Source organism: Acinetobacter sp. ANC 4558 (assembly GCF_002135375.1).
Lineage (GTDB): Bacteria > Pseudomonadota > Gammaproteobacteria > Pseudomonadales > Moraxellaceae > Acinetobacter.
In genome coordinates this window covers 416,213-433,135 of record NZ_NEGH01000002.1, presented here as the reverse complement: position 1 = coordinate 433,135, position 16,923 = coordinate 416,213, and the positions used below count along the sequence as shown (strand labels likewise).

Below are 16,923 nucleotides of genomic sequence, written 5' to 3'. Positions count from 1 at the left end.
ATTTAAAAGCCAGCAATTGCTGGCTTTTTATTTTACGAATTACAAAAAATTACAGTGCTTCTTTGATATAAGGATAAGCATTTTTTAGAAGAATAGGTTGTGCTTCTGCATTCGGGTGAATTTGATCAGCTTGTATCAAATTTTTATGTCCTGCAACACCCTCTAAAAAGAAAGGTTGTAACTTGATTTTATATTGTTGGCTCACTGTTTTATAGGTATTTTCAAATGCTTTACTGTAGGCTGTGCCTAGGTTTGGTGGAGTTTTCATGCCAAAAAGTATGACAGTAGCTTTACTGTTTTGACTTTGTTGGACTAATTGGGCTAAATTCTTCTGAATCATTTGAGGTGGCTGACCACGAAGCCCATCATTACCGCCTAATTCAATCACGACAACATCTGGCTTATGTGTTTGTAAAAGCCTAGGTAAGCGTGCAACAGCACCACTGGTAGTTTCGCCACTGACACTTGCATTGACCACTTTATGCTGTTTGGGATACTGTTGGTCTAATCTGTTTTGTAATAAATGAACCCAACCTTGTTGTTTTTGAATTCCGTAACCTGCGCTTAAACTATCGCCTAGAATCATAATGGTTTTGGCAGACACTAGCATTGGAAATAAGCCGATGCAGAATAAAAGACAACACACGAATTTAGATTTTAAGAGATTGCTTTTTTGCATAAGGATGCTATGACCACATTTAATAATGACGACTTAATCATGCCACAAGCAATTATATCTGCCCAGCATTTGACACAAAAGATTCCACTGGCCAATAAAGAGTTGGTTATTTTTAAAAATTTGAGTCTTGAAATTTATGCTGGCGATCAAGTTGCAATTACAGGTAGATCTGGCTCAGGAAAATCGACTTTATTGGGGATTTTAGCAACGCTAGATCAAGCGAGCAGTGGACAATTAACGGTTTGTGGCGAAGACGTTCAGCATTTAGATGAAGAGCAACGAGCACTCATACGATTGAAGCATATTGGATTTGTTTTTCAGTCTTTTCAATTGTTACCGCATTTAAGTGCATTAGAAAATGTCATGCTTCCTTTGCGTTTAGAGGCAAAATTTAATTATAAGCAAGCTGAACAAACCGCGATTGAATTATTAAAAAAGGTTGGACTTGAAAGACAAGTTCAACAAACACCTAAGGTTTTATCTGGTGGAGAACAACAACGTGTTGCAATTGCACGTGCATTAATCAGTCAGCCTAAAATTATCTTTGCTGATGAACCAACAGGAAACTTAGATGGTGAAACAGCGAAAGAAATTGAACAATTACTTTTTCAGCTAAATCGCGAATTAGGTACTACACTGATTTTAGTTACCCATGATCAACAGTTGGCAAAGCATTGTCAGCGACATTTCGAGTTGCTTGATGGGCAATTGATTGAACATCAGCAAGGAGGATGAAATGAATCATTTATTTCGTCCGATTTTTACGCAAAGCTTTAGAACAACAGGTGTTTATTTACTTATTATTGCGTTAACGCTAGCCATTAGTGCGACAACGGCATTGAAGTTTAGTAATGAGCAAATTAAACATGCTGTAGCATTACAAGCTGCCGAAATGCTAGCCGCAGATTTAGTCATTAATGATAATCAACCAATCGATTCATTGTGGAAAAAAAAGGCAGATGAAGCATCATTAAAGCAATCTAAAGTCACAGTTTTTGGCTCAATGGCACACACAGATGATGAGTTTGTGATGGTCAATGTTAAGGCTGTAGATCAAGCATTTCCTTTACGTGGTCAAATTAAAGTAAGCCCACAGCAAAATTCAGTCAAACAGGGTGATGTGTGGCTGAGTCAGCGTGCAATGGATTTATTAAAAGTCAAGATTGGCGATGTTCTTCATATTGCAGATGGTCAATTTAAAGTTGCAGCAGTGATTGAACAAGATTCTAACCAAGAACTAGGTTTTTCAGCATTTTCTCCTACAGTTATTATTTCTCAAGCTGATATTGGAATCACGAATGCTATTCAAATTGGAAGCCGTATTGAATATCGACTACTATTGTCTGGTGAATCTGATCAGCTGCAATCTTTTGAACGAAATTTTAGAACTTATCTCAAACAACATCCACATATTGCACAAGTAGATGGGCACGAAATTGAAGAGCAAAGTAGTTTAAAAATTAGAAATGCGAATCAGGGTAACACTCGATTGATGAAGCCAATTGAGAATTTAGATACATTCTTACAGCTTGCTAATATTTTAACGATTTTACTGTGTGGAATTGCAATTGCATTAACAGCACAAAGATATGTACAACAAAATCAAGATCATATTGCATTATTACGTTGTACTGGTGCTAGAAAATCGCAAATTTTAACTGCATATTTGGCGTTATTGGGTCTAGTGTTAATTATCGCTATGTTCATTGGATCTGTTGTTGGTATTGGATTAGGTTATGCCTTATTGCAGTTAATGCTGCAACTTATACCCCATTTACAATTGCAGTTTTCCGCAGCGGCTTTATTGTTAGGGCCATTACCAATTGCATTACTGACCAGCACAATTGTGTTACTCGGATTTGTTTTACCAAGTTTATTACAGTTGTTGAATACTGCACCGATTCGTGTGATTCGTCAGCAAGATAAATCAGCGAGTTCATGGTTATGGATGCTGCTGACAGGTACCATAAGTCTGATTATATTCAGTGTTGTTTTAACTGAAAATTTAGTTTTAAGTATATTGGTTATTGGCTCAATTATTGTATTGTGTGCTGCTTTATATATTGTGATTTGGTTCATCTTAAAATTAATTCGGGCAGGAAAATCACAACTTTCGACTTATGTTCGCGTGCCTTATCAAACCGCTTTTCAGATTACAGCTTTAGCACTGGGATTAAGCCTTATTACCGTATTAATGGTTTTACGAACAGATTTAATGGAACGTTGGCAGCAACAACTTCCTGAAGGAACGCCAAACCAATTTGTGTATGGACTACCATCTTTTGATATGCCTGAATTTCAAGAAAAAATTGTAGCGCAGAAGTGGAAAAGTACACCTTTATATCCAAATGTTAAAGGGCGTTTAATTGCAAAGAATGATCAACCTTTTTCTGATGAATTGATTAAACAAAATAATTCACTGCGTCGTGAACTTAATTTAACCCAAGCCAATGAATATCCTGAAAACAATCAAATTGTAGAGGGCAGATCAAATTTTCAAGGATTGGGAGAGGTGTCAGTCGAGGCTAAAACTGCAGAAGAGTTAGGAATCAAAATAGGAGATCAGTTGAGCTTTAGTTTGCCTGAAGGGATACTCAATGCAAAGGTTATAAACTTGAGAACAGTTGAATGGGAAAGCTTTAGTCCCAATTTCTTTTTCATTTTCTCACCGATGACAATGGATGAAAATGCAGGTAGTTATTTAGGCAGCTTTTATGTTCCAGAGTCTGATAAAAATCAGCTCATTCCTATTATTCAACAGTTTTCTAATACTGTATTTATTGATGTTAGCCTTATTCTAGATGAAATAAAAAGTTTAGTAAGCGTTTTAGTCAAAATTATCAGTCTATTGGCAGTATTGGTGAGCATTTCTGGAGTTTTAGTGCTTATTGCATGTTTAAATATATTGATGGATGAACGAAAAAGAGAAGTGGCTTTATTACGCTCCTTTGGTGGTTCAAAACGTCAACTCAAAAATATGATGACCTTCGAGATTGGTTTAATGGGACTTATAGCAGGGATTGTTTCATGTGTTTTTGCTGAAGTTGTGAGTGCAATTGCAAGTTATAGAATGGATTTACCTATTCAATTACACGGGGAAATCTGGTTTATTTTACCAATTTGTATGACGCTTTTATGTATGCTCATTGGTCGTTATCGATTAGGATATTTAAGTCATATTCCACCACTAAAAAGCTTAAGAGAGATGAATCAATCTTGATTCATTATGAGCTATTGATTGGTTGAATTTTATTCTTTAATCATCCATTGAATCAGTTCTTGCCAGAAAGGTTGAATATTCACAATGAGCGATTGGCAATATTGATAGAAGAAATAGCAAAGTATCGCTCCTGTCAGTATTCCAATTGTTTTAAATACAGGTGATAGCTTCAACTTCTCACCTATGTACCAAATGAGGGTTAGAATAACACCCATGATTATGCCGCCCACATGAGCGGCATTATTAATACCACTAATGGTAAAACCTATCGCAAGGTTGAGTACCATGACAATAATGAGCGTTTTACGATCTAAATAGAAGCGTTGCTGTGGTAGTTGTGGAAGAATTGCTAAAATAGTTAATGACGCACCTAAACCCATAACTGCGCCAGATGCGCCCGCCCCTACACTTGGCAAAAGATTTTGTTCGACTTGACCACGTTGAAGAATTTCATAACTGTCTTGAATGGCTATATATCCACTGAGTAAACTTCCCATTAAACCCGCTAAAATATATAACCCTAGAAAATAAACACGACCATAAAGTTGTTCAGTAACACTACCAAAAATATACAGCGCCCACATATTCAACATAAGATGTACTAAGCCAAAATGAAAAAACATACTGGTCAATAGACGTTCTGGCTCAGCTAAAAAGGTGAGAGGGGCAAAATCTGCGCCCCAATGTATTGCGTCAGAAGTATGTGGTGCATTAATATTCATGCCATGCAATACTTGCCAAACAAACAATCCTACATTAATGGTAATGAGCAGCGCAGTTACCCACCATAAATGCAGATCAAATTTAGATTTTACAAAAGTAGGCGTTGGAGTTGTCATAATACTTCTTAATTGATATTTACGTTTAAAAATGACAGGAAAGACTTTTTTTCTTGCTCGGTAAATTTTAACATGGTCAAGCAAAGATTAATTAGGGGTCAGTCTCCCATATGAAGGCTTTTATTGTTCGCGTCTTAATGATACTGGTGGGATTATTCCTTTTGGTACAAGTTTGGATTTTTGCAAGTTTAGCATGGTGGCGGACACATCCGGTAGATACGACGATGTTTATGCGGATTGCATATTTTTCAGATCGATCACAACCTATTCAGCATGAATGGCGGAATTATGACCAAATTAGTGACAATTTAAAAAGAGCAGTAATTGCCGCTGAAGATGGTAAGTTTTTGCAACATCATGGTTTTGATTGGGCTGGTGTACAGTTTGCTTTAGAACGAAATAAAGATAAAGGTCGCGTTGTTGCTGGTGGTTCAACGATTTCTCAACAATTGGCAAAAAATTTATTCTTATATAATAAAAGATCATTCATTCGAAAAGGTGAAGAAGCAATTGCCACTTGGATGATGGAAAAGATGTGGTCAAAACAGCGTATTTTAGAGGTGTATTTAAATTCGGTCGAGTTTGGTGATCATATATATGGTGTTGAAGCTGCGGCTCAGTATTATTTTGGAAAATCTGCTAAAAGTTTAAGTAAAGAACAAGCCTCATTCCTCGCCGCTATTTTAACGAATCCTAAGTATTATCAAAAGAATAGAAATGATCGTAAACTGGCATATAAAAAACGGATTGTACAAAAATATATGCGTTATAGCCGTATTCCTGAATAATCAAATAAAAGATTGAAAAAGCCCAAAAAATTGGGCTTTTTTTATGAATTTTTCATTAAATTGAAGCATACTTAGGTATATAACGAATATTTTTAATATCTAGGTGAATTATGAATAATGCAGTTAGCACAATTCCATTGCAAGCGGAATACACCTATAACGATCGCTATATTAATCGTGAGTTATCTATATTAGATTTTCACTTACGTGTATTAGAACAAGCTGTAGATTCTTTACATCCAGTACTTGAACGGATGAATTTTTTACTTATATTTTCTAGAAATTTAGATGAATTTTTTGAAATTCGTGTTGCTGGGGTTATGGAGCAACTGGGGTTGGGGAATGAAAGTCGTAGCCCAGATGGTTTAACACCAAAACAAATTTTAGAAAAAATCTCGGAAACTGCGCATATTGCAATTGAAAGACAATACCGTATTTTAAATGAAGAAATTTTGCCAAAATTACGCGAAGAAGATATCTGCTTTCTTCGCAGAGGTGAACTAACACCTGCACAGTCTGCATGGGTTAAGAAATATTTTCAGGAACAAGTTGCACCTGTACTCACACCTATTAGTTTAGATCCAGCACATCCATTTCCTCGCTTAGTGAATAAAAGCTTAAACTTTATTGTGACGTTGGAAGGGAAAGATGCTTTTGGGCGTCAAATCGATTTAGCGGTAGTGCCAGCACCGCGTTCTTTACCACGTGTAGTCCGTTTACCTGATGAGCTTACCGATGGTAAAGAGCATCATGTTATGCTGTCTGCGATTATTCATGAACATGTATCTGACTTGTTTCCAGGTATGACCGCAACAGGCTGTTATCAATTTCGTGTTACACGAAATGCTGATTTAGCGCTAAATGAAGATGTTGAGGATTTAGCGAAAGCATTAAAAGGTGAACTGAGTTCTCGTCGTTTTGGTCGAGCTGTACGTTTAGAGGTAACAGAAAATTGTCCGCAACATATTTATCGTTACTTACTGGATGAGTTTGATTTAGATGAAGAACAGCTTTATAAAGTTAATGGCCCTGTAAATCTTGCTCGGTTACTGTCTAACTTTAAACGTCCTCATTTACGTTATGATGCACATATTCCTGTGATTCCGAAAGTACTTAAAAAATCTGAAAATATTTTTAGTGCGATGAAGAAGCAAGATATTTTATTACACCATCCCTTTGAATCTTTTGCTCCAGTTATTAATTTATTACGTGAAGCCGCACGTGATCCCCAAGTACTAGCGATCAAGCAAACGTTATATCGTAGTGGACCAGATTCAGAAATTGTACAAGTTTTAGCGGAAGCTGCCAGAAATGGGAAAGAAGTGACTGCTGTGATTGAACTTCGTGCACGTTTTGATGAAGAATCCAATATTGAAGTTGCAAATGTATTGCAAGAAGCAGGTGCTGTTGTTGTTTATGGCATTGTGGGGTATAAAACCCATGCCAAAATGATTTTGGTAGTGCGTCGTGAAAATAATAAGTTGGTTCGCTACGTCCATTTAGGCACAGGGAATTACCATGCTGGTAATGCTCGTATTTATACAGATTATGGTTTGCTGACAACTGAAAAAGAATTATGTGAAGATGTTCATCGTATTTTTCAAGAATTAACAGGAATGGGGAAAATGGCGAAGCTCAAAAAGCTTCTTCATGCTCCATTTACCCTTCATGCACAGCTAATTAACTTTATTGATGATGAAATTGCCAATGCGAAAGCAGGTAAGTTAGCTCGAATTATTGTGAAAGTGAATGCATTAACTGAAGTGCAATTAATTAATAAACTTTATGAAGCATCTCAAGCAGGCGTGCAAATTGATTTAATTATTCGATCTATTTGTTGCTTACGCCCAGGTTTACCAGGTTTATCTGAAAATATTCGCGTAAGATCAATTGTGGGCAGATTTTTAGAACATACTCGTGTTTACTATTTTAGCAATAATGGCGATGCTCGCGTGTATTGTTCTAGTGCAGATTGGATGGATCGTAATTTATTTAATCGCGTTGAATCATGTTTTCCAATTCAAGATGTTGCATTGAAAAAACGGATTTATCAACAAGGACTAATTAACTATTTAGAAGATAATCAGCAAGCATGGTTATTGCAAAGTGATGGCAGCTGGATTCGAGCTGAAGTGGCAGAGGGTCAAAAACCACATAATGCACAACGCGTTTTATTAGATACAATTCTTTAAAAATGAAACAATAAAAAAGGAGTCAATATTGACTCCTTTTTTCGTTTTGTATTTATAAATCTTGCGTAATTTTTTGCAAAATTTGTAAAAGAACATCAAATTCGCTATGAAGTGGCGTGCTTTTACGGGTAACTAAAGCAAGCGTACGACTTGGTGCTGAGTTAATCGATTTTATGACTAAATCTGGATTGGCTTTTATCATATTGGTATGTAACGCAATTTCTGGTAATAACGTAAAACCAAGATTTGCAGAAACCATTTCAACTAACGTAGGTAATGAGCTTGCTTTTAAACGATGATCATTTTTACGTTCACCAATAGGACATGCACTTAAAGTATGATCACGTAAACAATGACCTTCTTCGAGCAACATCAAATGTGAAAGATCGAGTTGATCTAAAGAGTTTGCATTCATGGAAACATGGTCAGATTTATGACATACCAAGAATAAATTCTCTTTTTTGATTTCAGCAACTTTTAAACCACGGGTATCAAATGGTAATGCCAGCACAACCATATCTAAATTACCATGTTCAAGTCTTTCTACAATCCTTTCGCTCTGAGCTTCATGTAAATGTAATTGAATTTTTGGTAATTGTTTATGTACTTCGTTTAATAATTGAGCCAAAATAAAGGGCGCAATGGTTGGAATAATACCGAGATGTAAATCACCAGTGAGTGGTTCACTCATTTCACGGCTTAGGCGCATCAAATCTTGGGCATCCGCTAAAAGAACACGGGCTCGAGCAACAACTTGTTCTCCTAGAGGAGTTAAACGTACGTTTTGGCGATCACGTTCAACGAGTACGCCACCCAAAAGTCGCTCTAACTCCATAATACCACCAGACAAAGTTGACTGAGTGACAAAAGATCGGCGAGCTGCTTCGGTGAAATGCAGCGTTTCAGACAGTGTTACTAAATATGACAGCTGTCTTAGGGATGGTAGTGCAGCCATAGTGTCCTAATATTTACGATTTAAAATGATGTGCAAATAGTCCGCTAAGATATGGAATAAAATGCGGAGGGATATCATGCCCCATTCCTTCAATTAATTCAAACTTAGCACCTGGGATTGCTTTTGCAATCGCTTTACCATGTCCAGGTGGTAATAAACGATCGCATGCGCCATGAACAACGAGAGTCGGTTGTTTAATTCGCTTATCTAATTGTAGCAGAGAACCTGTACATAATATTGCTAAAAATTGTTGAAGTATACCCATTGGATAATAACTTCGTTGATATAATTTTTTTGCGACTTGTAAAGTTTCTATTGGATTGACTAAGCCTGGTGAGCCAATTATTTGAAAAACTTTTAAAGTATGATTGATAATCGCATTTTCATCATTAGATTTAGGCTTGCCAATCAGACTAAATAATTGTTTAGGTCGAGGAATAGGTAAAAACGGCTGAATATTGCTCGTGAATAATAAAATTAAACGTTGAACTTTTTCAGGATATTCTGCCGCTAAAATTTGTGCAATCATTCCACCCATAGAAGCACCAATAACATGAACTTTACCAAGTTGAAGTTGATCAATCAGTAAAGCACAGTCCTCAGCCATATCATATAGTGTATATGGAGCACCTTGATTTTTGAGCCCAAGACTAAAACGACCCATCATTTTAAAGGTATTTAATCGTGGACCTGCATGATGAATCTTACTGGATAAACCAATATCTCGATTATCAAAACGAATGACTTGGAAACCTTGATCAATCAGAGATTTACAAAAAAAATCTGGCCAATAAAGAACTTGAGCACCTAAACCCATAATTAATAATATGGTTGGATCTGTACTTTTTCCGCCAATTTCAACATGCAATTCAAGACCATTACTTAAAGTAATTTTCGTTTCTTGCATAAAGGTAGTATAAGGTGAATCCTGAAATTTTAAGGCACTATTCATCTGATGTCTCTAAAAAGAAGGACGCTAAAAACGTCCTTTCTATTAAAACCTTAATTATTTATTGGAATCAAGTCTGGAACTTGTTTTGTTAAAGTAAGTCTTTGTTTTCCTGCAGTAACACCGAGTAGAACAAAGCCACGTAGAATATTATCACGATCGAATGCTTTTGCAATTAGACCATCTTCTAAATCTTCTGTTTGCCAAGTTACTTCAATGCCATTGGGAACAGGTAAAACAGTTAATGGTGAAGAGGGGGTTTTTACTGCGACAGGCATGGCTGGGTAATGCACGTGAGTAATCTCATGATTTAATGTTTTTGCAAGTGCACGTGCTTGCTGCATGATGGGCATAACATAAGGAAGAAGTGTGCCATTAACTTCGGCACAATCTCCAATCGCATAGATATGATGAATGTTAGTTTCTAATAAACCATTACTGATAATACCGCGATTGGTCTGAATACCCGTATGCTGTGCTAAAGATGTATTCGGTTGTAAACCAATTGCAGATAAAACCACATCTGCTTCTAAAGACTGACCATTCGTCAATGAAATAATGTAAGCATTCGTATCAGTTTTTGAAACTTTCTCTACTGTTGTACCTAATACAAAGTGAATTCCAGCATTGCTTAAATTACTTTTAAATTTCTCTGCAACATGCTTTGGTAATAGTCGCCCAAGTGGTTGTTCTGCTAAATCAACTACCGTGACTTGATGTTGGGTACTTTGTAAATCATTGGCAAACTCGCACCCAATTAGTCCTGCACCTAGAATTACAACACGTTTATTTTGTTTTTGTTCGAGTTGTTTTCGAAATGCTTGATAGTCATCAATATGATTGATCACATGAATATCATCACTACCTGTGCCAGAAATCGCCAAACGAATTGGTTGAGCGCCTATCGCTAAAATAAGTTTGGAATATTGTTGGGTAGATTGATCATGATTGTTTTCAAGGGTAAGCGTTTGAGTATGTGAATCAATAGATTTTACCCAAGTATTTTTTACAATGCGAATATTGAGTTGAGCACTCATTTTTTCAGCATCCCCTAAAGCGATTTGCTCAGGTGATTTTTTTCCAACTAATGCATTTGAAAGTGTTGGTTTTGCATAGTTGATCGCATCATCTGCACTAATCATAACAAGTTCAGATTCCGTATTTAATTTTCGAAATTCACGCGCAAGCGTATAGCCTGCCATTCCTGAACCAATAATGACGATAGGGTGCATATTCATTTCTCCATAATGATTTTGTGTCACATATATAAAAAGACCATTAAAATGGTCTTTTAAAATTCATTAGATTTCAATCATTTCAAAATCTATTTTAGTCACACCACAATCTGGACAAGTCCAATCATCTGGAATATCTTCCCACTTTGTACCAGCCACAATACCATCTTGTGGCCAACCTTCAGCCTCATCATAAATCCATCCACAAACGATGCATTGATATTTTTTCATTCAAAACTCCAAAAAACTGATCTAAGGCTGATCGGTAAAATTAAACGTGCAAAATCTATAATCTTGACGAAAAGGTATGATCTCAAGGCTTAAATTCTTACGCAGTTGGGTGGGTAAAGTAAAGTAAATATCGTTGTTTATTCCATTAAATGCAGCATTAAGACTGATATATTGGAAATAATCTTTGTGATTTATAAAATTATGATAACGAAGTAAAGATCTGGTTAAATTTAAAAAATATTCTTAAATAGCGCTTAACTGTTCGAAATATTATATTTATCTAATAAAAAACCCACGACATGATGCGTGGGTTTTTTAAAAATTTGGCTCTTCCACCTGGGCTCGAACCAGGGACCTGCGGATTAACAGTCCGTCGCTCTACCGACTGAGCTATGGAAGAATGGCTCTCCAACCTGGGCTCGAACCAGGGACCTGCGGATTAACAGTCCGTCGCTCTACCGACTGAGCTATTGGAGAATCTGATGCGCATTCTAGGGGTGAAAGTGCAAGTGGTCAAGTCTATTTGAAGGAAAAGATAACTAAATGTTTTTTTATTAGGCAATATTTAAAAAATGTTTATATATTGTTTGAATTTTAAATTTTGGATAACTGAAAAATTGAAATATAACAAATAAAATTAGAATGAAAAAAAATATAAATTTTTATCGAACATACGGTTTTATTTTTTTATCGCTAAAGGTAAAAATTACACAGCGTATTTATGGTGAACTTTTCTGCAAAGACGCACAATATTTGAGTTAATAAAAAATCACCCTTATCGGGTGATTCTTTTAGAAAAATAACGAATTACTTTTCAACACCTGCTTCAAGACCTGCATATTTTGCATTTGCATAGTCCCAATTTACTAAGCTTTCTAAGAACGTAGAAATATATTTAGGGCGAGCATTACGGAAGTCGATATAGTAAGCGTGTTCCCATACATCAATTGTTAATACAGCAACTTGACCATGTGCAAGTGGTGTATCAGCGTTTGATGTCTTAACAATAGAAAGATTGCCATTTACTTGATCAGCAACTAACCATGCCCAACCTGAACCGAATTGAGTTGTCGCAGCAGCAGCAAACTCTTCAGCAAATTTTTCATAAGAACCAAAAGCTTCATCAATTTTAGCAGCTAAAGCACCAGTTGCCTTACCACCACCATTTTTCGCTAAACAGTTCCAATAGAAAGTGTGATTCCAAACTTGAGCAGCATTATTGAATACGCCAGCTTTAGCAGTATCACCAGCAGTTGTCGTGATAATTTCTTCTAAAGTTTTACCTTCAAGCTCTGTACCTTTAATCAGGTTATTCAAGTTAACAACATAAGTATTATGATGTTTGTCATGATGAAACTCTAAAGTTTCTTTACTGATATGTGGCGCAAGATCTTCGTAGCCGTACGGTAAAGCTGGTAATGTAATCGTTGTCATGATTTCAATTCCTTGCATTGTGCTGGGTTATAACATTAAGTGGCTCTATTGTAATAGATTCTCGCGTTAATTTGGATATTAGTTGTAAATAACATTACAGAATAAAGCTCGAATTTATACAGATAAAGCAAACAAAAAATATTGAAACTTCAATTTAAATTGGATTATTTAACTCAAAATAACTGTATTCAATACCAAATTGTTCCGAAATTGCTTTAGCTAAGCGTTGTACGCCATATTTTTCAGTTGCATGATGACCACATGCATAATAATGAATATTCAGCTCTTTTGCTTCGTAAAAAGTGCGCTCGCTAACCTCACCAGAAATATAAGCGTCGCAATTTTGTTCAGCCGCTTTAAGAATAAAGTCTTGAGCGGCGCCTGTGCAGTAACCGACTTTATGAATTTGTTTTTTTTCAGCAGCTAAATGTATTGTATTGAAACCTAAACGTTGGGTTAACAAGCGTTTGAATTCTTCAGGTGACAAACTTTCAGATAAATATCCAATATTTCCAATTGGGTGCTTTTCGGTTGGATCTAATGCTTCTATATTTTCTAATTGAAGTAAGTCTGCAATAGCAGCATTATTACCCAAACTTGGATGTGAATCTAAAGGAAGGTGATACCCAACCAAAGAGATATTATGTTGAATGAGGGTTTTAATGCGTTTACCACGCATCCCCGTAATTGGATAAGCTTCACCTTTCCAAAAATAACCATGATGTACCAAGAGTAGATCAGCACCTTGTTCAATTGCTGCATCAATTGCATCTTGAGATGCAGTCACTGCACATAAAATTTTATCGACGTTGTGTTGACCTTCAATTTGTAAACCATTTGGTGCATAATCTTTAAATTCATGAGATTTCAAGGTTTGATTGCACCATAAAATAATGTCATTGAGATTGGCCATAGCGTTCCTCGAAATTAAATGAAAATATATAAAACATATTTGAATTGTAACTAAAGAAAGACAAATATTTTTGTTTTTTTTGTGATTAACTTTGATTTTCCATTTAAAATAGCGAATAAATCATTTACTCATCAACGAATTAAAATCTTTTTATAGAGGTATAAATCGTGCGAAGGACCTTTACCTGGTTGCCTTGGATACTACTTATTATTGTGATTGTTGGATTTATGGGATGGCAACAAATGACCAAACCTAAAGCTCCAATTTCACCTGATGGAGTAAAGTTACCAGCTGAAAAAGTTGAACCACTTATAGATACAACTCGTACGGGTGGGGTCGTTTCTTATCATGCTGCTGTTAAAGTTGCAGCTCCAGCAGTGGTTAATATTTATACCACGCAAAGTATTCAAAATGTTCAACATCCATTATTAAATGATCCAGCATTTAGACAGTTTTTTGGTGATCAACTACCAGAACAATTTCAGCATGGACCAGATCAAAATAGTTTAGGTTCAGGTGTAATTGTAAGACCAGATGGTTATATATTAACGAATAATCATGTGATTGCCCAAGCTGATAAAATTATTGTAGCATTAAATGATGGACGTACGGCAGAAGCACAAGTGGTGGGTACAGATCCAGATACAGATTTAGCTGTTATTAAAATCAATTTAGATAAATTACCTGTATTACCATTCAAATTGAGTGGAAATGAAGTCGGTGATGTTGTACTTGCTATTGGTAATCCATTTGGTGTTGGACAAACGGTGACGCAAGGTATTATTTCAGCAACTGGACGTTCTGATTTAAGCATTAGCACTTATGAAGATTTTATTCAAACAGATGCAGCCATTAATCCAGGTAATTCTGGTGGGGCATTAATTGATGTTTCAGGTAATTTGATTGGTGTAAATACGGCAATATTTTCTCAATCTGGTGGTTCAATGGGTATCGGTTTTGCGATTTCTGCAAAGGTTTGCCAACAGGTATTAAATTCTATTTTAAAAGATGGTCGTGTCGTTCGTGGTTGGCTAGGAATTGGCTTACAGGCAATCAAAAATGAAAATTTATTAACACCAAAACAAATTGGCGTTGAAGTTGCTGAGGTACAGTCACAAGGACCTGCGGATTTAGGTGGTCTAGAAAAGGGTGATATTATTTTAAAAGTAAATGAAGAAGTGATTACGTCACCCTCTCATTTAAGAAATTATATTGCGCAGCAAGCACCGAATAGTAAAGCATCAATTTTGGTAAAACGTGGAAATCAAGAAGCGATTAGAGAAGTTGTTATTGGTGAGCTCAAAAAAGTGACCAATGATACAAATAAACAATTTATACCTTTACCAAAACGCTAATTATTTTTGAAAAAGCTCCACATTGTGGAGCTTTTTTTGACCATTGCATATTATTTTATGAATGGTCGAAATATTTTATGATCAATAACAGTCATTATTTACGTTGAATGCCTAGCTTATCTAGTGTGTTATTAAGAATCTCTGAATATAAGGATGTTGAACCTAAGGTTTGAGCAATAAATGTAGCTGTTACACAGGTTAAAATTAATGGAAGAATTAATATATAGCTACTGGTCATTTCAATGACAATCACAATTCCTGTGAGAGGCGCTCTGATACTGGCTGCAAATAAGCCTGCCATGCCTAAAATGGCACAGGTACCTAAGTGAATATCATATTCAGGGAAAATAGTTCTCGCACAAATTCCAAATAAAACACCTAAAATTGCACCCAAAGCAATTGTGGGTGAAAAAATACCTCCGGGTGCACCCGACCCAAAACAGATTACGGTTGCAATCAAGCGAAGAGAGAATAGAATGAGCAATGGATAAAAACTATATAATTCATCAATGACATTCGGAATAATTAAAAAACCACCACCAGTGATATCAGGGAGAAATATCGTAAGTAAGCCAAAGAAACCAGCAAGTAATGCACCAGTAAGGACAAAAAAATACTCTTTTTTCTGATAAAACAGATCTAAAAACTTTCGAGTAGATAAAATTAGAAAATTAGATAAAGCCCCGATCACTCCGACAAATATTCCGAGAAAAATATATATCCAAATTGAATTAAGAGGTACTGAAATATATGTACCAATATTTAAAATCGGAGATGAACCGATAATCAGTTGATAAACAATACATGCAGAAATGCAACCAACAAAGACAGCCTTTATAGATGACTTCGTATAAGAGAACTCTCCACGCATTTCTTCAATAACAAATAGAATACCGCCTAAAGGAGCATTAAATGCAGTCGTAATACCTGCTCCAGCTCCTGTCGCAATCAATGTATGTTGAGATTCTTTATTTTTTATTTTAGTCGTATCTGCAAGCATTTTCCCAAGACTAGATCCCATTTGTACAGTAGGACCTTCGCGGCCTAATACCATCCCACTTCCTAAAGCAGTCAGCCCACCAAAAAATTTTACAGGCAAAACTCTCTTCCACCTTACTGGTCTGAGATCTAAAAGGGCACCCTCAACTTCTGGGATACCTGAGCCACCAGATTCAGGTGCATATTTTTTTACGAGATAATATGAAAAAGCACCCATTGCAGCAGTAATGAGAAAAATGACCAAACATTTGATATAAATATTTGAAAACTCTGAATCTGCAATTCCCATTCGCCAAGAAATAATATGAGCTATTCCGATTTGAAATAAAGAACCAATCAGACCTGTTGCAACGCCAACTAAACTTGCAAGAAAAAGAATAATGAATGGGGAGCGTGTTTGCCAACTGTTAATTTTATCTTCAACATAATGTACTGTTGTTTTAGGAGTACTCATATTTTTTCCTAATTTTTTAATGTTTATGTGTCCATAAAATATAGGGCATAGGTGAGTTAATATGCGACCAATTGAGTTGGCGTGAAAATGGATTATAAGATATCAAATTTCTTAGGTTTTATTTTACCTATGTAAAATAAAGATACAATTTATGTAATTAATTATCTGAAAAATAAAATCTAATATCAATTGTTTATTTTTATATAATCAATAAAAGCCCTTAACGAAAAGGGCTTTTATGATTTATCTACTAATGACCATGCTGAGTCGTTTGAGTATCATTTGAATTTGTATGTTCTGTCTGAGAGGTTTCAGTAGCATTTTGGACAGAAATTGCCTCACGTTTAGCTTTATCTTCTTGTGCTTTTTCTAAAGATTCTTGAGACATTGCAGGTGCAGTTTTGAATGCATGTTGTTGCGTATTTTCTTTATTCTTTTGACTAGGCATATAGTCTGCATCATTGGTCACAGCTAAATAGAAGAATCCTAAAAAAAGTGCACCCAAAATGCTTGAAATTATGAGAGCTTTCCATCCCCAAGGAGATTGTTCTGGAGAAGAATGATCAATAGTCATAACGCACCAATCTTGATAAAACATTTAAACTGATGAGTGTTATATCATAAAAAATATGAAATAGCGTGAAAAAAAGTGAATTCAGAAAATAAGAAAATTAAAATAT

Annotated in this window: 15 protein-coding genes and 2 tRNA genes; 5 read left to right on the top strand and 12 right to left on the bottom strand. The window is 35.7% G+C overall.

All coding sequences use genetic code 11. From position 1 onward, the window contains the following. Positions 1–49: 49 nt before the first annotated feature. Positions 50–679, bottom strand: coding sequence for an arylesterase (locus tag B9T31_RS04555; protein WP_086180766.1), 630 nt, complete (start codon positions 677–679; stop codon positions 50–52). Positions 680–688: 9 nt separating this feature from the next. Between B9T31_RS04555 and B9T31_RS04550 the strand changes: the two genes are divergently transcribed. Continuing rightward, complete coding sequence (locus B9T31_RS04550; RefSeq protein WP_086180765.1) at positions 689–1,414, top strand: ABC transporter ATP-binding protein; 726 nt, start codon at positions 689–691, stop codon at positions 1,412–1,414. A 1-nt stretch (position 1,415) separates the two neighbouring features. Then, positions 1,416–3,899: an ABC transporter permease gene (locus B9T31_RS04545; protein WP_086180764.1), complete on the top strand. Its 2,484-nt coding sequence runs from the start codon at positions 1,416–1,418 to the stop codon at positions 3,897–3,899. A 29-nt stretch (positions 3,900–3,928) separates the two neighbouring features. On the opposite strand, the gene B9T31_RS04540 is transcribed toward B9T31_RS04545, so the two are convergent. Continuing rightward, positions 3,929–4,738, bottom strand: coding sequence for a rhomboid family intramembrane serine protease (locus B9T31_RS04540; protein ID WP_086180763.1), 810 nt, complete (start codon positions 4,736–4,738; stop codon positions 3,929–3,931). Between the two features lie 110 nt (positions 4,739–4,848). Here B9T31_RS04540 and mtgA point away from each other — a divergent pair, with 110 nt between their 5' ends. Further along, positions 4,849–5,526 carry a monofunctional biosynthetic peptidoglycan transglycosylase gene (gene mtgA / locus B9T31_RS04535; protein ID WP_086180762.1) on the top strand — a complete coding sequence of 226 codons (678 nt, stop codon included), beginning with the start codon at positions 4,849–4,851 and terminating at the stop codon, positions 5,524–5,526. Positions 5,527–5,636: 110 nt separating this feature from the next. Continuing rightward, positions 5,637–7,718, top strand: coding sequence for a polyphosphate kinase 1 (gene ppk1 / locus B9T31_RS04530; protein WP_086180761.1), 2,082 nt, complete (start codon positions 5,637–5,639; stop codon positions 7,716–7,718). A gap of 52 nt (positions 7,719–7,770) precedes the next feature. Here ppk1 and oxyR read toward each other — a convergent pair whose 3' ends face one another. From oxyR to B9T31_RS04490, 8 genes are all read right to left on the bottom strand, one after another. Continuing rightward, positions 7,771–8,673, bottom strand: a complete 903-nt coding sequence (oxyR, locus tag B9T31_RS04525; RefSeq protein WP_086180760.1) for a LysR family transcriptional regulator OxyR — start codon at positions 8,671–8,673, stop codon at positions 7,771–7,773. A 13-nt stretch (positions 8,674–8,686) separates the two neighbouring features. Next, complete coding sequence (locus tag B9T31_RS04520) at positions 8,687–9,625, bottom strand: alpha/beta fold hydrolase (protein WP_086180759.1); 939 nt, start codon at positions 9,623–9,625, stop codon at positions 8,687–8,689. A gap of 50 nt (positions 9,626–9,675) precedes the next feature. After that, on the bottom strand, positions 9,676–10,854 hold the full coding sequence (locus B9T31_RS04515) for an NAD(P)/FAD-dependent oxidoreductase (protein ID WP_086180758.1): 1,179 nt from the start codon (positions 10,852–10,854) through the stop codon (positions 9,676–9,678). A 69-nt stretch (positions 10,855–10,923) separates the two neighbouring features. Further along, positions 10,924–11,088 carry a rubredoxin RubA gene (rubA, locus tag B9T31_RS04510; protein ID WP_086180757.1) on the bottom strand — a complete coding sequence of 55 codons (165 nt, stop codon included), beginning with the start codon at positions 11,086–11,088 and terminating at the stop codon, positions 10,924–10,926. A 324-nt stretch (positions 11,089–11,412) separates the two neighbouring features. Continuing rightward, a tRNA-Asn gene (locus B9T31_RS04505) sits at positions 11,413–11,488 on the bottom strand. A gap of 1 nt (position 11,489) precedes the next feature. Further along, positions 11,490–11,565, bottom strand: a tRNA-Asn gene (locus B9T31_RS04500). Between the two features lie 330 nt (positions 11,566–11,895). Beyond that, entirely contained in the window at positions 11,896–12,522 is a 627-nt protein-coding gene (locus B9T31_RS04495; protein ID WP_086180756.1) for a superoxide dismutase, read from the bottom strand. Between the two features lie 154 nt (positions 12,523–12,676). Continuing rightward, positions 12,677–13,435 (bottom strand): Nif3-like dinuclear metal center hexameric protein, encoded by a 759-nt coding sequence (locus B9T31_RS04490; RefSeq protein WP_086180755.1) that lies wholly within the window; start codon positions 13,433–13,435, stop codon positions 12,677–12,679. 167 nt (positions 13,436–13,602) lie between these two features. On the opposite strand from B9T31_RS04490, the gene B9T31_RS04485 reads away from it, so the two are divergent. Then, positions 13,603–14,790 (top strand): trypsin-like peptidase domain-containing protein, encoded by a 1,188-nt coding sequence (locus B9T31_RS04485; protein WP_086180754.1) that lies wholly within the window; start codon positions 13,603–13,605, stop codon positions 14,788–14,790. 94 nt (positions 14,791–14,884) lie between these two features. On the opposite strand, the gene clcA is transcribed toward B9T31_RS04485, so the two are convergent. Together clcA and B9T31_RS04475 are read right to left on the bottom strand one after the other, a co-directional pair. Beyond that, the gene (gene clcA, locus B9T31_RS04480; protein WP_086180753.1) at positions 14,885–16,243 is read right to left on the bottom strand and encodes a H(+)/Cl(-) exchange transporter ClcA; all 1,359 of its coding nucleotides are present in this window, start codon (positions 16,241–16,243) and stop codon (positions 14,885–14,887) included. 250 nt (positions 16,244–16,493) lie between these two features. Further along, entirely contained in the window at positions 16,494–16,817 is a 324-nt protein-coding gene (locus B9T31_RS04475; protein WP_086180796.1) for a hypothetical protein, read from the bottom strand. Positions 16,818–16,923 lie beyond the last annotated feature (106 nt).

What these genes read in the sequence shown, in the direction of transcription:
- B9T31_RS04555 (WP_086180766.1), bottom strand. Translation starts at nt 679, where the DNA reads ATGCAAAAAAGCAATCTCTTAAAATCTAAATTCGTGTGTTGTCTTTTA.
- B9T31_RS04550 (WP_086180765.1), top strand. Translation starts at nt 689, where the DNA reads ATGACCACATTTAATAATGACGACTTAATCATGCCACAAGCAATTATA.
- B9T31_RS04545 (WP_086180764.1), top strand. Translation starts at nt 1,416, where the DNA reads ATGAATCATTTATTTCGTCCGATTTTTACGCAAAGCTTTAGAACAACA.
- B9T31_RS04540 (WP_086180763.1), bottom strand. Translation starts at nt 4,738, where the DNA reads ATGACAACTCCAACGCCTACTTTTGTAAAATCTAAATTTGATCTGCAT.
- mtgA (WP_086180762.1), top strand. Translation starts at nt 4,849, where the DNA reads ATGAAGGCTTTTATTGTTCGCGTCTTAATGATACTGGTGGGATTATTC.
- ppk1 (WP_086180761.1), top strand. Translation starts at nt 5,637, where the DNA reads ATGAATAATGCAGTTAGCACAATTCCATTGCAAGCGGAATACACCTAT.
- oxyR (WP_086180760.1), bottom strand. Translation starts at nt 8,673, where the DNA reads ATGGCTGCACTACCATCCCTAAGACAGCTGTCATATTTAGTAACACTG.
- B9T31_RS04520 (WP_086180759.1), bottom strand. Translation starts at nt 9,625, where the DNA reads ATGAATAGTGCCTTAAAATTTCAGGATTCACCTTATACTACCTTTATG.
- B9T31_RS04515 (WP_086180758.1), bottom strand. Translation starts at nt 10,854, where the DNA reads ATGCACCCTATCGTCATTATTGGTTCAGGAATGGCAGGCTATACGCTT.
- rubA (WP_086180757.1), bottom strand. Translation starts at nt 11,088, where the DNA reads ATGAAAAAATATCAATGCATCGTTTGTGGATGGATTTATGATGAGGCT.
- B9T31_RS04495 (WP_086180756.1), bottom strand. Translation starts at nt 12,522, where the DNA reads ATGACAACGATTACATTACCAGCTTTACCGTACGGCTACGAAGATCTT.
- B9T31_RS04490 (WP_086180755.1), bottom strand. Translation starts at nt 13,435, where the DNA reads ATGGCCAATCTCAATGACATTATTTTATGGTGCAATCAAACCTTGAAA.
- clcA (WP_086180753.1), bottom strand. Translation starts at nt 16,243, where the DNA reads ATGAGTACTCCTAAAACAACAGTACATTATGTTGAAGATAAAATTAAC.
- B9T31_RS04475 (WP_086180796.1), bottom strand. Translation starts at nt 16,817, where the DNA reads ATGACTATTGATCATTCTTCTCCAGAACAATCTCCTTGGGGATGGAAA.